General features: G+C 73.7%; 11 protein-coding genes and 1 pseudogene. 9 read left to right on the top strand and 3 right to left on the bottom strand.

Annotated elements, in window-relative coordinates:
* The first annotated feature begins 21 nt into the window (after positions 1 to 21).
* A complete protein-coding gene (locus tag QBL25_RS23225) occupies positions 22 to 1,173 on the top strand; it encodes an NADH-quinone oxidoreductase subunit D (protein ID WP_409058938.1) in 1,152 nt (383 codons plus the stop codon).
* Here QBL25_RS23225 and QBL25_RS23230 read toward each other — a convergent pair.
* A complete protein-coding gene (locus QBL25_RS23230) occupies positions 1,138 to 2,112 on the bottom strand; it encodes an SAM-dependent methyltransferase (RefSeq protein ID WP_409062743.1) in 975 nt (324 codons plus the stop codon). The genes QBL25_RS23225 and QBL25_RS23230 overlap by 36 nt on opposite strands.
* Positions 2,113 to 2,274: 162 nt before the next feature.
* On the opposite strand from QBL25_RS23230, the gene QBL25_RS23235 reads away from it, so the two are divergent.
* Both QBL25_RS23235 and QBL25_RS23240 read left to right on the top strand, forming a co-directional pair.
* Entirely contained in the window at positions 2,275 to 3,477 is a 1,203-nt protein-coding gene (locus QBL25_RS23235) for a sensor histidine kinase (protein ID WP_409058939.1), read from the top strand.
* 95 nt (positions 3,478 to 3,572) lie between these two features.
* Entirely contained in the window at positions 3,573 to 4,247 is a 675-nt protein-coding gene (locus tag QBL25_RS23240) for a response regulator (RefSeq protein ID WP_409058940.1), read from the top strand.
* Between the two features lie 47 nt (positions 4,248 to 4,294).
* On the opposite strand, the gene QBL25_RS23245 is transcribed toward QBL25_RS23240, so the two are convergent.
* Positions 4,295 to 5,407 carry a DUF5937 family protein gene (locus tag QBL25_RS23245; RefSeq protein WP_409062744.1) on the bottom strand — a complete coding sequence of 371 codons (1,113 nt, stop codon included), beginning with the start codon at positions 5,405 to 5,407 and terminating at the stop codon, positions 4,295 to 4,297.
* A 254-nt stretch (positions 5,408 to 5,661) separates the two neighbouring features.
* Between QBL25_RS23245 and QBL25_RS23250 the strand changes: the two are divergent.
* Positions 5,662 to 5,850 (top strand): annotated as a pseudogene (locus tag QBL25_RS23250) (hypothetical protein); the annotation flags it as partial.
* A 76-nt stretch (positions 5,851 to 5,926) separates the two neighbouring features.
* Here QBL25_RS23250 and QBL25_RS23255 read toward each other — a convergent pair.
* Complete coding sequence (locus tag QBL25_RS23255; protein ID WP_409058941.1) at positions 5,927 to 7,156, bottom strand: threonine aldolase family protein; 1,230 nt, start codon at positions 7,154 to 7,156, stop codon at positions 5,927 to 5,929.
* A gap of 147 nt (positions 7,157 to 7,303) precedes the next feature.
* Here QBL25_RS23255 and QBL25_RS23260 point away from each other — a divergent pair, with 147 nt between their 5' ends.
* From QBL25_RS23260 to QBL25_RS23280, 5 genes are read left to right on the top strand one after another with little or no spacing between them, the layout of a single operon-like run.
* Positions 7,304 to 8,242, top strand: a complete 939-nt coding sequence (locus QBL25_RS23260) for a Rossmann-like and DUF2520 domain-containing protein (protein WP_409058942.1) — start codon at positions 7,304 to 7,306, stop codon at positions 8,240 to 8,242.
* Positions 8,239 to 9,240, top strand: a complete 1,002-nt coding sequence (gene panC, locus QBL25_RS23265) for a pantoate--beta-alanine ligase (protein ID WP_409058943.1) — start codon at positions 8,239 to 8,241, stop codon at positions 9,238 to 9,240. Before QBL25_RS23260 ends, panC begins: the two co-directional genes overlap by 4 nt.
* Positions 9,237 to 11,039, top strand: coding sequence for an L-aspartate oxidase (locus QBL25_RS23270; RefSeq protein ID WP_409058944.1), 1,803 nt, complete (start codon positions 9,237 to 9,239; stop codon positions 11,037 to 11,039). The genes panC and QBL25_RS23270 overlap by 4 nt, the downstream gene beginning before the upstream one ends.
* Before the next feature lie 2 nt (positions 11,040 to 11,041).
* The gene (nadC, locus tag QBL25_RS23275) at positions 11,042 to 12,079 is read left to right on the top strand and encodes a carboxylating nicotinate-nucleotide diphosphorylase (protein ID WP_409058945.1); all 1,038 of its coding nucleotides are present in this window, start codon (positions 11,042 to 11,044) and stop codon (positions 12,077 to 12,079) included.
* Positions 12,080 to 12,086: 7 nt separating this feature from the next.
* On the top strand, positions 12,087 to 12,893 hold the full coding sequence (locus QBL25_RS23280) for a type III pantothenate kinase (RefSeq protein WP_409058946.1): 807 nt from the start codon (positions 12,087 to 12,089) through the stop codon (positions 12,891 to 12,893).
* The last annotated feature ends 51 nt before the right edge of the window (positions 12,894 to 12,944 follow it).

Raw genomic sequence — 12,944 nt, forward strand, 5'->3', positions numbered from 1 at the left:
CGCGTACGAGAGAATGCGCGCATGAGCCCCACGACGGAGACCACGCTCGGCATCGGCGGCGCCGCGGAGAGCACCGACATGGTGCTCAACATCGGCCCCCAGCACCCGTCCACGCACGGCGTGCTGCGGCTGCGGCTCGTCCTCGACGGCGAGCGGATCCAGCAGGCGGAACCGGTCATCGGGTACATGCACCGCGGCGCGGAGAAGCTCTTCGAGGCGCGTGACTACCGGCAGATCGTGGTGCTCGCCAACCGGCACGACTGGCTCTCCGCGTTCTCGAACGAACTCGGGGTCGTCCTCGCCGTGGAGCGCATGCTCGGCATGGAGGTGCCCGAGCGGGCCGTGTGGATGCGCACGCTCCTGGCCGAGCTGAACCGCGTCCTCAACCACCTGATGTTCCTCGGCTCGTACCCGCTCGAACTGGGCGGGATCACCCCGGTGTTCCACGCGTTCCGGGAGCGCGAGGAGCTCCAGAACGTGATGGAGGAGATCTCCGGCGGCCGCATGCACTACATGTTCAACCGGGTGGGCGGCCTCAAGGAGGACCTGCCCGCCGGATGGGCCGCACGCGCGCGTGCGGCCGTCGCCTCGGTCCGCTCCCGCATGGACGTCTACGACAAGCTGGTGCTGGGCAACGAGATCTTCCGGGGCCGCACGCGCGGTGTCGGCGTGCTCTCCCCGGAGGCGGTGCACGCCTACGGGGTGAGCGGTCCGATCGCGCGCGCCTCCGGAGTCGACTTCGACCTGCGCCGCGACGAGCCGTACCTCGCCTACGGGGAGCTCCAGGACACCCTGAAGGTCGTCACGCGCCAGGAGGGCGACTGCCTGGCCCGCTTCGAGTGCCTCCTGGAGCAGACCCACAACGCCCTGGACCTCGCCGACGCCTGCCTGGACCGCCTCGCCGAGCTGCCGCGGGGCCCGGTCAACCAGCGCCTCCCGAAGGTGCTCAAGGCCCCCGAGGGCCACACGTACGCGTGGACCGAGAACCCCCTGGGCATCAACGGCTACTACCTGGTCTCCAAGGGCGAGAAGACCCCCTACCGCCTGAAGCTGCGCTCGGCGTCGTACAACAACATCCAGGCCCTGGCCGAACTGCTGCCGGGACAGCTCGTCGCCGACATGGTGGCGATCCTGGGGTCACTGTTCTTCGTGGTCGGGGACATCGACAAGTAGCCCCCCGGCCGCGACGCCCACCGGCTGGGTCAGCCACCCGAAGCCGCCGAGCCCGCCCTCCGCGGTCAGTTCGGCGGCCTCTCCCGCGCGCGTGAGCGCCCGTACGTACGCCGCCGGGTCCGTGGAGGCCAGGGACAGCGGCGGGCGGCCGCCGTGCACGCCGAGGGCCCGCAGGGCCGCGCGCTGGGTGAGCAGCGAGCCGCCTGGCAGCGCGCACGCGTCGAGCGCCACATGGGCCGTGACGTCGCAGGTGCCGTCCGGCACGGGCGCCGTCTCACGGCCCGCGCAAAAGCCCGTCAGCGTGCCGAAGGGCGGCCGTCCCGCACGGTCGTGCGCGTAGTCCACCGCGACCGCGAGGCCACGGGCCAGCGTCCGCACGGCCGCCGCCCACGCCTCGTCCCGGGGGCGGCCGATCTCCGCGCGCAGGCCGGGCTCGGGGGCGAGCGGCCACCAGCGGGCGAGCCAGGCGGCGTCCGCGCCCTCGACCGCGTCGCCCAGGGCTTCGGTGCCGTCGTCGCGCACGAGCACGTGCCGCACCACGCCGTCGGGGTCCACCTCGACGACGTCCAGGGGGACGTTGTCCAGCCACTCGTTCGCGAACAGCAGGCCCGTGACTCCGGCGGGCGGCAGGGCGCACCACTGGACGCGCGGGTCGAGTTCCTGGGGGCGCGCGGCCCGCTCGACCGCGTAGGCACGCGCGCGTGGCGCCACGTCGGCGGGCAGCGCGGCGAGCACGCCCGCGGTCAGCTCGCCGCGCCCCGCACCAAGATCGACGAAGGCCAACTCGTCCGGGTGGTCCAGCGCCTCGTCCACGCGGCACAGGAGGCGGGCCACCGCCCCGGCGAAAAGGGGTGAGGCGTGCACGGACGTCCGGAAGTGTCCGGCGGGTCCCTCGGGGCGCAGATAGAAGCCGCCGGGCCCGTACAGGGCGGCCTCCATGGCCTCCCGCCAGCCACGTCGCACGTCTCGCCGCTCACCCCGGGCCTCGTTCGTCACGTGAGAAGGCTAAGCGGGCCTCCACCTTGGGGAGTACGCGCGAGGGGTACGGATCGGCCCTCCGGTTGACCCCGGAGGGCCGTCCCGCTGCCTACGCTGGGTTACGTGCAGCGCGTCTATGACTTCCTCCGCAGACACCCGACCGGGGTCGATGGCTTCTGGGCCCTCGTCCTGCTCGGGGTCTCCGGCATCGGTCTTGTCTCCATGGCCGACGTGGAACGCCATGACCCGACGGTGCCGGCCGCCCTCGTCGTCGTCGGCATGTCCGTCGTGGTGGCGCTGCGCCGCAAGTTCGTCGAGAAGATGCTGATCCTCGCCGTCGTGCTCGGCGTCGCCCAGCTGGTCTTCGACGTACGGACGATGCCGGCCGACTTCGCGATGCTGGTGATCATCTACACCGCGTCGGCCGACGGCGAGAAGTGGGCCTCGCGCTTCGCCCTCATCGGCGGTCTGTGCGCGGCTCCGCTGTCGTCGCTGCGCTGGCCCGAGGAGAACATAGGCGTCTTCGGCAGCATCCTCTTCACGGTCTTCCAGATGGTGCCCTTCGCCCTCGCCTGGGTGCTCGGCGACTCCATCCGCACCCGCCGCGCCTACTTCGCGCAGCTGGAGGAGCGCGCCGACCGCTTGGAGAAGGAGCGGGCGGCGCAGTCCAAGGTCGCGGTGGCGGCCGAGCGGGCCCGGATCGCGCGCGAGCTGCACGACGTCGTCGCCCACAACGTCTCGGTGATGGTCGTCCAGGCCGACGGCGCCGCATATGTCCTCGACACGGCCCCCGACCAGGCCAAGCAGGCCCTGGAGACCATCTCGGGGACCGGCCGCCAGGCACTCGCCGAGATGCGCAGGCTCCTGGGCGTGCTGCGCACCGGCGAGCACCAGGAGAGCGGGGAGTACGTCCCGCAGCCCGACGTCGAGCAGCTCGACGAGCTCATCGAGCAGGTGCGCACGGCCGGCCTCCCGGTCGACTTCAAGGTCGAGGGAACCCCGCGCCCGCTGCCCAGCGGCGTCGAGCTCACGGCGTACCGCATCGTGCAGGAGGCGCTCACCAACACCCGCAAGCACGGCGGCGAGAACACCGGCGCGAGCGTGCGCCTCGTCTACTTCGACGACGGCCTGGGGCTGCTCGTCGAGGACGACGGCAAGGGCGCGCCCCACGAGCTGTACGAGGACGGCGGCGCCGACGGCAGCGGCCACGGCCTGATCGGCATGCGCGAGCGCGTCGGCATGGTCGGCGGCACCCTGGACGCCGGGCCGCGGCCCGGCGGCGGGTTCCGCATCAGCGCGCTGCTGCCGCTCAAGCCCGCAAATTGACACCTGTCACCGAATCGTCGAACCGTCCACGCCCTACGCTCAAGACCATCCGACCGCTCGTACCGCGCGTGCGGGCACCCACGAAGGGGCCTTTGATGTCGATCCGCGTCATGCTCGTCGACGACCAGGCGCTGCTGCGCACGGGCTTCCGGATGGTGCTCGCCGCACAGCCGGACATGGAGGTCGTCGCCGAGGCGGGCGACGGGGTCGAGGCGCTCCAGGTGCTGCGCGCGACCGAGGTCGACGTGGTCCTGATGGACGTGCGCATGCCGAAGCTGGACGGCGTGGAGACCACCCGGCGCATCTGCCAGGACGAGAACCCGCCGAAGGTGCTGATCCTGACCACCTTCGACCTCGACGAGTACGCCTTCTCGGGGCTGAAGGCGGGCGCGTCCGGCTTCATGCTGAAGGACGTGCCCCCGGGGGAGCTGCTCGCCGCGATCCGCTCCGTGCACAGCGGTGACGCGGTGGTCGCGCCGTCCACGACGCGGCGCCTGCTCGACCGGTTCGCGCCGATGCTGCCGAACGCGGGCGGCCGGCCGCAGCACAAGGAGCTGGAGCGGCTCACCGACCGCGAGCGCGAGGTCATGATCCTGGTCGCCCAGGGGCTCTCGAACGGAGAGATCGCGGCGCGGCTCGTCCTGTCGGAGGCCACGGTGAAGACCCACGTGGGCCGCATCCTGACCAAGCTCGGCCTGCGGGACCGGGTGCAGGTGGTCGTCCTCGCGTACGAGACGGGCCTCGTGCGGGCGGGCGGCGGGACGGCCTGAGGGTCGCTCGTTCTGGGAGCCGCTCGTTCTGAAGGGTGCTCGCGGGGTCAGCGCAGGATGCCCTCCAGGAAGTCGCTGCCCAGGCGGGCCACCACGGTGACGTCCAGCTGGTGCAGTACGTACCGCCCGCGGCGGGTCGTGGTGACCAGGCCCGCCTTCTTCAGGAGCGAGAGGTGCCGGGAGACCTCCGGCGCCGTCAGGCCCGTCGCGTGCGCCAGCTCGCCGGTGCTGAAGGGCGCGCGGGCCATGTCGCGGCACAGCCGCAGGCGCACGGGGTGGGCCAGGGCCGTGAGCCGCCGCTCCAGGGTCTCCACGGACGTGGGCTTGGCCAGGTCAGGGGCGGACACGGGGTAATGGATGACCGGGCGCCAGCCCGGGGCGTGCAGGACCATCAGGTGCGGCCAGGCGAAGTGCGAGGGCACGAACGTGAGCCCCGCGCCCAGGGCGTGGTCCATGGCGGTCGTGCTGCCCGGCACGAGCTTGTCGGCGGTGATGCGGCGGCCGTCCTCGTCCACCGAGAGCGCCGCGGAGACCGAGGTCAGCACCTCGGCGAGGCCCTTGTGCCGCAGGATCTCGGTCTTGTGCCGGGCGTCGGCGGCCAGTTGCACGCGCACCCGCCGCCAGGTGTCCGCGAAGAACGCTTCGTCGCAGTCCTCCAGGAGGCGGCGCAGCCAGGCGCGGACGGTGTGCGGATCGGTCAGCAGGCGCTGGGCGAAGTCCAGTTGCCGTGTGCCGCGCGTGGCGGCGAGCTCCAGGGCGCGGGCGCCCCGGGCGGGATCGGTGAGCGGCGAGGGCCCGCCTTCGTTGTACGTCGTGCCGCAGGTGAACTCCAGGGCGGCCATGACGAACCGCTCGTCGTCCAGGCGGTCGAGAAGGTCCAGCTCCTCGGCGAGCGTGGCGCCCGGCCTGCCGTCTCCGTCGACGAGTCCGGCGAACGGCATGAAGACGTCCGAGAAGGTGTTCCGCCACAGGAAGTCGGCCTCGCACAGCCGGTCGGCGAGGTCCGGCTTGAGGCAGGCGGTGGTCGCGGTGGCCCAGCCGTGCATGCCCGGGTGGTGACCGGGCTCGCTCAGCGCGTGCAGGGCGACGCCCAGCTCCGCCAGGGGAGAGGGGTCGAAGAAGATCCGCTCCTGCGGCAGGCCCGCTATCTCGATGTGCACGCTCATGGACCCATCGTGCACCGCGCCACCGACATCCCGGCCGCCGATTGACGGCCGCCGTCAATCGGCGCGACGGCGGGGTGGCGCCGGGAGCAGTCTGTGATGACCGGGCCGCACGGTCCGGCCCTCACGGGGCCGGCCGGCAGCGCCGCCGCCCGGCCGACCCACCCCTTGAGCCGACGTGTGCCGACCCTGCGTCCCGTCGACCCAAGGGCGCCCGATACGTACGCTTATGTCCTGAGAGGCGAACCGTCATGAGCATCACCCAGCAGTACCTTCTCGACAGCTTCCGCGCCGCCCAGCACGACGAGCGCACCCCGCCGGCCCCCGGCGGACAGGACTGGCAGGTCGTCCGCGAAATGCGCGACTACGGACGCTTCCGTGCCGTCGTCGAGGAGCGCCCCGCCCACGGCCGGATCCGCGCCGCCCTGGCCCGGATCCTCGACCGGGCGTCCGGCGCACGCGTCGTCGACCGGGGGTCGGGTGCGCGCGTCATCGACCGGGGGTCGGGCGCACATGTCATCGGCCGGGGATCCGGCGCACGAACTCCGCGACTGCGTCACTGACCTCGCCCGCCGTCCACTCCAGGCCCGCCTCGGTCACGGTGACCTCCGTGACCGAGAGGCCGGGCGGCCCGTCCGGGAACCAGCGGCCGAACAGCTGGGTCTTGGTCTCCTCCGCCTGGCCGAGCGCCGCCTCGGTCAGGGCCCCGGCGTCGTACGGCAGCCAGACCTGGAACTGGTGGGTGTGCGGCCGCTCGGGGTGCACACGCGACCACGGCACTCCGGCGGCGGCGAACCCTTCGCGCAGCCCCTCGGCGACCACGCGCGCGTGGGCGACGTAGTCCGGCAGGCGCGGCAGCGTGTTCTTCAGGCCGAGCAGGGCCGAGACGGCGGCCGGGAACTGCTGGAAGACCTGGCCGCCGTAGCGGTGCCGCCAGACCCGCGCCTCGTCGACCAGGGTGGCCGGGCCCGCGAGCACCGCGCCGCTCAGGCCGTCCAGGGACTTGTAGAACGACACGTACACGGTGTCCGCGAGCCCGGCGATCTCCGCGAGGGGGCGGCCGAAGTGCGGGGTGCACTCCCACAGGCGCGCCCCGTCGAAGTGCACGACGGCGTCGCGCTCCCGGGCCGCCTCCACGACCTCTTCCAGCTCTTCCCAGGAGGGCAGCACGAAACCGGCGTCCCGGAGCGGCAGTTCGAGCATCAGCGTCCCGAAGGGCTCCTGGAAGTCCCGTACCTCCTCCGCCGTGGGCAGCCGCGGCTCCCTCGTCGGATGCACCGTGCGCAGCCCGCTCACCGCGCAGAGCGCGCCCCCTTCGTGGACCTCGGGGTGGGCCTTGGGGTGCAGGGCGACGGTCGCGTTGCCGGTGCGGCCCGCCCAGCAGCGCAGGGCGACCTGCTGGGCCATGGTGCCGGTCGGGAAGAAGGCGGCCGCTTCCTTGCCGAGGAGCCGCGCGACCTCGCCCTCCAGGCGGGCGACGACGCCGTTGCCGTAGATGTCGGTGGGCTCGTCCGAGCCGACGACCTCGGGGGCCGCGTCCGCGAGGGCCGCAAGGCGTGCGGCGAGCGGCTGGTGCGCGGACCAGCGGTGCAGGGTGCGGGTGGCACCGAGAGCGGCGGCCCGCCGGCGGACCGCCGCCTGATCCGCCGCCTGATCCGCCGCCTGGTCCCGCTCCTGATCCGGCCCCGGACCCTGCCCCTGAACGGCCCCCGGACCCTGCGCCTGTGCCCCGTCATGTGAAGTCATCCCCCGAGCATGGCGTGCGAGCGGCCGCCGGTCATATCAATACCCACAGGCTGTGGACAGCCAAGGACGCGGCGCCGACCGATCGCGTTAGCATGACGAGAAATCGTCCGGTACCCCGAGCGGACTGGAACGGGAAGGCGTCATCGCGTGAACGCACCTCATCAGCCGGACCCGCGGGACCGTCCCGCGAGGCTCACGGTGGGCGTCGTGGGAGCGGGCCGTGTCGGCCCCGCGCTCGCCGCGGCACTCCAGCTCGCCGGGCACCGCCCGGTCGCCGCGTCGGGCGTGTCCGACGCTTCCGTACGACGCGCGGCGGCCCTGCTGCCCGACGTCCCCCTCGTCCCCCCGGCCCAGGTCCTGGAGCGCGCCGAGCTGGTCCTCCTGACCGTGCCGGACGACGCCCTGCCCGGCCTCGTCGAGGGCCTCGCCGAGACCGGGGCGATCCGCCCCGGCCAGCTGATCGTCCACACGTCCGGGCGGTACGGCACCCAGGTGCTCGCGCCCGCGCTGCGCGCCGGAGCCCTGCCGCTCGCCCTGCACCCCGCCATGACCTTCACCGGCACCGCCGTGGACGTGCAGCGCCTCGCGGGCTGCTCCTTCGGCGTGACCGCCCCCGAGGAGCTGCGGCTGGCCGCCGAGGCCCTGGTCATCGAGATGGGCGGCGAGCCCGAGTGGATCGCCGAGGAGTCCAGGCCGCTCTACCACGCGGCCCTCGCGCTCGGCGCGAACCACCTGGTCACGCTGGTGGCCGAGTCCATGGAGCTGCTCAGGGACGCGGGCGTGGCCGCCCCGGACCGGATGCTCGGCCCGCTGCTCGGCGCCGCCCTGGACAACGCACTGCGCTCCGGCGACGCGGCCCTCACCGGCCCCGTGGCGCGCGGGGACGCAGGCACCGTCGCCGCGCACGTCGCCGAGCTGCGCAAGCACGCCCCGCAGACCGTCGCCGGATATCTGGCGATGGCCCGCGCGACCGCCGACCGCGCGCTGGCCCACGGCCTGCTCAAGCCCGAGTTCGCCGAGGACCTCCTGGGCGTCCTGGCCAACGGCGGCAGCCCGGCCGGCGAAGCCGAGGGAGGAAGCCGATGACCCGCCTGGTGCACACCGCTGAGCCCCTGCGCACGCGCGCGCGGGAAGGCCGCCGCGTCGTCGTCATGACCATGGGCGCCCTGCACGAGGGCCACGCCACCCTGATCCGCACCGCACGCCGCATCGCGGGCGACGCGGGCGAGGTCGTGGTCACGGTCTTCGTGAACCCCCTCCAGTTCGGCGCGGGCGAGGACCTCGACCGCTATCCCCGCACGCTGGACGCCGACGTGAAGATCGCCGAACAGGAAGGCGCGGACTTCGTGTTCGCCCCGTCCGTCGACGAGGTCTACCCCGGCGGCGAACCGCAGGTCCGGATCAGCGCGGGCCCCATGGGCGCACTCCTCGAAGGGGCCACCCGCCCCGGCCACTTCGACGGCATGCTCACGGTCGTCGCCAAGCTCCTGCACCTCACCCGCCCGGACGTCGCGCTGTACGGCCAGAAGGACGCCCAGCAGCTCGCCCTCATCCGCCGCATGGTGCGCGACCTGAACTTCGGCGTCGAGATAGTCGGCGTCCCCACCGTGCGCGAGGACGACGGCCTGGCCCTCTCCAGCCGCAACCGCTACCTCTCCCCGGCCGAGCGGCGCACCGCGCTCGCGCTCTCCCGGGCCCTGTTCGCGGGCCGCGACCGGCACGCCGCCCAGGAGGCCTTGCACGCGCGGGCGGCCCTCGCCCCCGTCACCCACGCGCGCGCCGACGCCCTGAACGCCCTGGGGGAGTCCCGCGCGGCCGCCGACACCCACGCGGTCGCCCGGTCCGTCACGCCGTCCGTGCCCGGCGGCCCCGCGGCCGTCCGCGCCGCCGCCCGCCAGGTCCTGGACCAGGCGGCCCGCGCCAAACCCCCGCTCGAACTGGACTACTTGGCGCTGGTCGACCCGGCCGACTTCACCGACGTACGGCCCGGTCACACCGGTGAGGCGGTCCTCGCCGTGGCGGCCAGGGTCGGCGCCACCCGGCTGATCGACAACATCCCGCTCACGTTCGGAGCCACCGCATGAGTGCCACCGGAATACGGCTGCACGCCCCCGCGCCCGGCTGGTCCCTGGAGGCCGACGTCGTCGTCGTCGGCTCCGGGGTGGCCGGACTGACCACGGCCCTGCGCTGCTCGGCGGCCGGCCTCAAGACGGTCGTGGTCACCAAGGCCCGCCTGGACGACGGCTCCACGCGCTGGGCCCAGGGCGGCATCGCGGCGGCGCTCGGCGAGGGCGACACCCCCGAGCAGCATCTGGACGACACCCTCGTGGCGGGCGCGGGCCTGTGCGACGAGGAAGCCGTGCGCACGCTGGTCACCGAGGGCCCCGACGCCGTGCGCCGCCTCATCGAGACCGGCGCCCACTTCGACACGGGCCCCGAGGGCGCCATCGAGCTGACCCGCGAGGGCGGCCACCACCGCCGCCGCATTGCGCACGCGGGCGGCGACGCCACCGGCGCGGAGATCTCCCGCGCCCTGGTCGACGCGGTGCGCTCGCGGTCCATCCCGACCGTGGAGAACGCCCTCGTACTGGACCTCCTGACGGACGCCGACGGCATCACCGCCGGTGTCTCCCTGCACGTCATGGGAGAGGGCCAGCACGACGGCGTGGGCGCGGTCCACGCGCCCGCGGTCGTCCTCGCCACCGGCGGCATGGGCCAGGTCTTCTCGGCGACCACGAACCCGTCGGTGTCGACGGGCGACGGCGTCGCGCTCGCCCTGCGCGCGGGCGCCGAGGTCAGCGACCTGGAGTTCGTGCAGTTCCACCCCACCGTGCTCTTCCTGGGCGCCGACGCGGAGGGCCAGCAGCCGCTGGTCTCCGAGGCGGTGCGCGGCGAGGGCGCCCACCTCGTGGACGCCGACGGCGTGCGCTTCATGGTGGGCCAGCACGAGCTGGCGGAGCTCGCCCCCCGGGACATCGTCGCCAAGGGCATCACGCGGCGCATGCAGGAGCTGGGCACCGAGCACATGTACCTGGACGCGCGGCACTTCGGCGCCGAGATGTGGGAGAACCGCTTCCCGACGATCCTCGCCGCCTGCCGCGCCCACGGCATCGACCCGGTGACGGAGCCCGTCCCGGTCGCCCCGGCCGCGCACTACGCCTCCGGCGGCGTCCGCACCGACCCGCGCGGCCGCACCACGGTCCCGGGTCTGTACGCGTGCGGCGAGGTCGCCTGCACCGGAGTGCACGGAGCCAACCGCCTGGCCTCCAACTCCCTTCTGGAGGGCCTGGTCTACGCCGAGCGCATCGCCGCGGACATCGCGGCCGGGCACGCGCAGAAGGCCCTCCCGCCGCTCTACGCCGCCGTGCCCGTCCCGGTGCCCGCGCCCGCCCCGGTGCCCCACCCCGAGGTCCCCGCGCACCCCCTGCTGCCCCCCGAGGCCCGCTTCGCCATCCAGCGCGTGATGACCGAGGGCGCCGGAGTGCTCAGGTCCGCCGACTCCCTCTCCGAGGCCGCCGCCCGCCTCGCCCGCATCCACGCCGAGGCCGCGGGCGCGCTCGCCGAGGACGGCAAGACCGCCGAACCCGGCGTCGACACCTGGGAGACCACCAACCTCCTGTGCGTCGCCCGCGTCCTGGTGGCCGCCGCGCAGCGCCGCGAGGAGACCCGCGGCTGCCACTGGCGCGAGGACCGCCCCGACCGCGACGACGCCGCCTGGCGCCGCCACATCGTCGTACGTCTGAACGCGGACCGGACCCTGGCGGCGCACACGACCGAGACCGCCGACTTCCCGCCGACCGCTCCCGGCGCGCGTCCCGCCCCCGGCACCAGTGCCGGCCCCCGTCCCAGCCACCGCACCAGCCCCAGTCCCCAGGAGAAGTGACCGTGAGCACCCCCGACGACCTCCCTCTCGCCCCCACCGGCGGCGGCTGCGGCGATGCCTGCGGCTGCGGCGGCGACGACGCGTACGACCCCCTGGAGTGCGGTCTTGACCCCGCGCTCGCGCAGCTCCTGACCGAGGCGGGGCTCGACCCCGTGCAGGTCGAGGACATCGCGCACCTGGCGATCGAGGAGGACCTGGACGGCGGCGTGGACGTCACCTCGGTGGCCACGATCCCCGAAGAGGCCGTCGCCACCGGCGACTTCACCGCCCGTGAGGCCGGCACGGTCGCGGGCCTGCGCGTCGCCGAAGCCGTCATCTCCATCGTCTGCACGGACACCTTCGAGGTGGAGCGGCACGTCGAGGACGGCGAGCGCGTGGCGGCCGGCACGAAGCTCCTGAGCGTCACCACCCGCACCCGCGACCTGCTCACCGCCGAGCGCAGCGCGCTCAACCTCCTGTGCCGCCTGTCCGGCGTGGCGACGGCCACGCGCGCGTGGGCCGACGCGCTGGAGGGCACGAAGGTCGAGGTCCGCGACACCCGCAAGACGACGGCGGGCCTTCGCGCCCTGGAGAAGTACGCGGTGCGCATGGGCGGCGGCGTAAACCACCGCATGTCGCTCTCCGACGCGGCGCTGGTCAAGGACAACCACGTGGTGGCGGCCGGAGGCGTGGAGCAGGCGTTCAAGGCCGTGCGCGCGGCCTTCCCGGACCTGGCCGTCGAGGTCGAGGTCGACACCCTGCACCAGCTGCGGGAGGTCGTGGACGCGGGCGCCGACCTGATCCTCCTGGACAACTTCACGCCGGGCGAGACCGAGGAGGCCGTCGCGCTCGTGGCAGGCCGCGCGATCCTGGAGTCCTCCGGCCGCCTCACCCTGGAGAACGCCCGGGCGTACGCCGCAACGGGCGTGGACTTCCTCGCGGTCGGCGCGCTCACCCACTCCTCGCCGATCCTGGACATCGGCCTCGACCTGCGCCCGCCCGTCTCCCACCACCACCCTTCCGAGGAAGCGCTTCGCGCCGTTTCTGATGGGGCGGAGTGACGACGACATGCTGCTGACCATCGACGTCGGAAACACCCACACCGTGCTCGGCCTCTTCGACGGCGAGGACATCGTCGAGCACTGGCGCATCTCCACCGACGCCCGCCGCACCGCCGACGAACTCGCCGTCCTGCTCAACGGACTGATGGGCATGCACCCGCTCCTCGGCGACGAGCTGGGCGACGGCATCGACGGCATCGCCATCTGCTCGACGGTCCCCTCCGTCCTGCACGAGCTGCGCGAGGTCACCAGGCGGTACTACGGGGACGTGCCCGCCGTCCTCGTGGAGCCCGGCATCAAGACCGGCGTGCCGATCCTCATGGACAACCCCAAGGAGGTCGGCGCCGACCGCATCATCAACGCGGTCGCGGCGGTGGAGCTCTACGGCGGCCCGGCCATCGTCGTCGACTTCGGCACGGCGACGACGTTCGACGCGGTCTCCGCGCGCGGGGAGTACACCGGAGGCGTCATCGCCCCCGGCATCGAGATCTCCGTGGAGGCCCTCGGCGTGCGGGGCGCGCAGCTGCGCAAGATCGAGCTGGCGCGGCCGCGCAGCGTCATCGGCAAGAACACCGTGGAGGCCATGCAGTCGGGCATCCTGTACGGCTTCGCGGGCCAGGTCGACGGCGTCGTGCGGCGCATGGCCCGCGAGTTGGCGGGTCCGGGCGGCGACCCCGACGACGTGACGGTCATCGCGACCGGCGGCCTGGCGCCCATGGTGCTCGGCGAGGCCACGGTCATCGACGAGCACGAACCGTGGCTGACCCTGATCGGCCTCCGCTTGGTCTACGAGCGGAACGTCTCCCGCAGTTGAGCGTTTCCGGAGCCAGGCGCTCCGGCCCGGACCCCAAGGCACCCGCGCGGC

Origin of the sequence: Streptomyces sp. SYP-A7185 (assembly GCF_046103685.1) — a bacterium.
Lineage (GTDB): Bacteria > Actinomycetota > Actinomycetes > Streptomycetales > Streptomycetaceae > Streptomyces.

What these genes read in the sequence shown, in the direction of transcription:
- panC (WP_409058943.1), top strand. Translation starts at nt 8,239, where the DNA reads ATGACCCGCCTGGTGCACACCGCTGAGCCCCTGCGCACGCGCGCGCGG.
- QBL25_RS23255 (WP_409058941.1), bottom strand. Translation starts at nt 7,156, where the DNA reads ATGACTTCACATGACGGGGCACAGGCGCAGGGTCCGGGGGCCGTTCAG.
- QBL25_RS23280 (WP_409058946.1), top strand. Translation starts at nt 12,087, where the DNA reads ATGCTGCTGACCATCGACGTCGGAAACACCCACACCGTGCTCGGCCTC.
- QBL25_RS23225 (WP_409058938.1), top strand. Translation starts at nt 22, where the DNA reads ATGAGCCCCACGACGGAGACCACGCTCGGCATCGGCGGCGCCGCGGAG.
- QBL25_RS23270 (WP_409058944.1), top strand. Translation starts at nt 9,237, where the DNA reads ATGAGTGCCACCGGAATACGGCTGCACGCCCCCGCGCCCGGCTGGTCC.
- QBL25_RS23230 (WP_409062743.1), bottom strand. Translation starts at nt 2,112, where the DNA reads ATGGAGGCCGCCCTGTACGGGCCCGGCGGCTTCTATCTGCGCCCCGAG.
- QBL25_RS23240 (WP_409058940.1), top strand. Translation starts at nt 3,573, where the DNA reads ATGTCGATCCGCGTCATGCTCGTCGACGACCAGGCGCTGCTGCGCACG.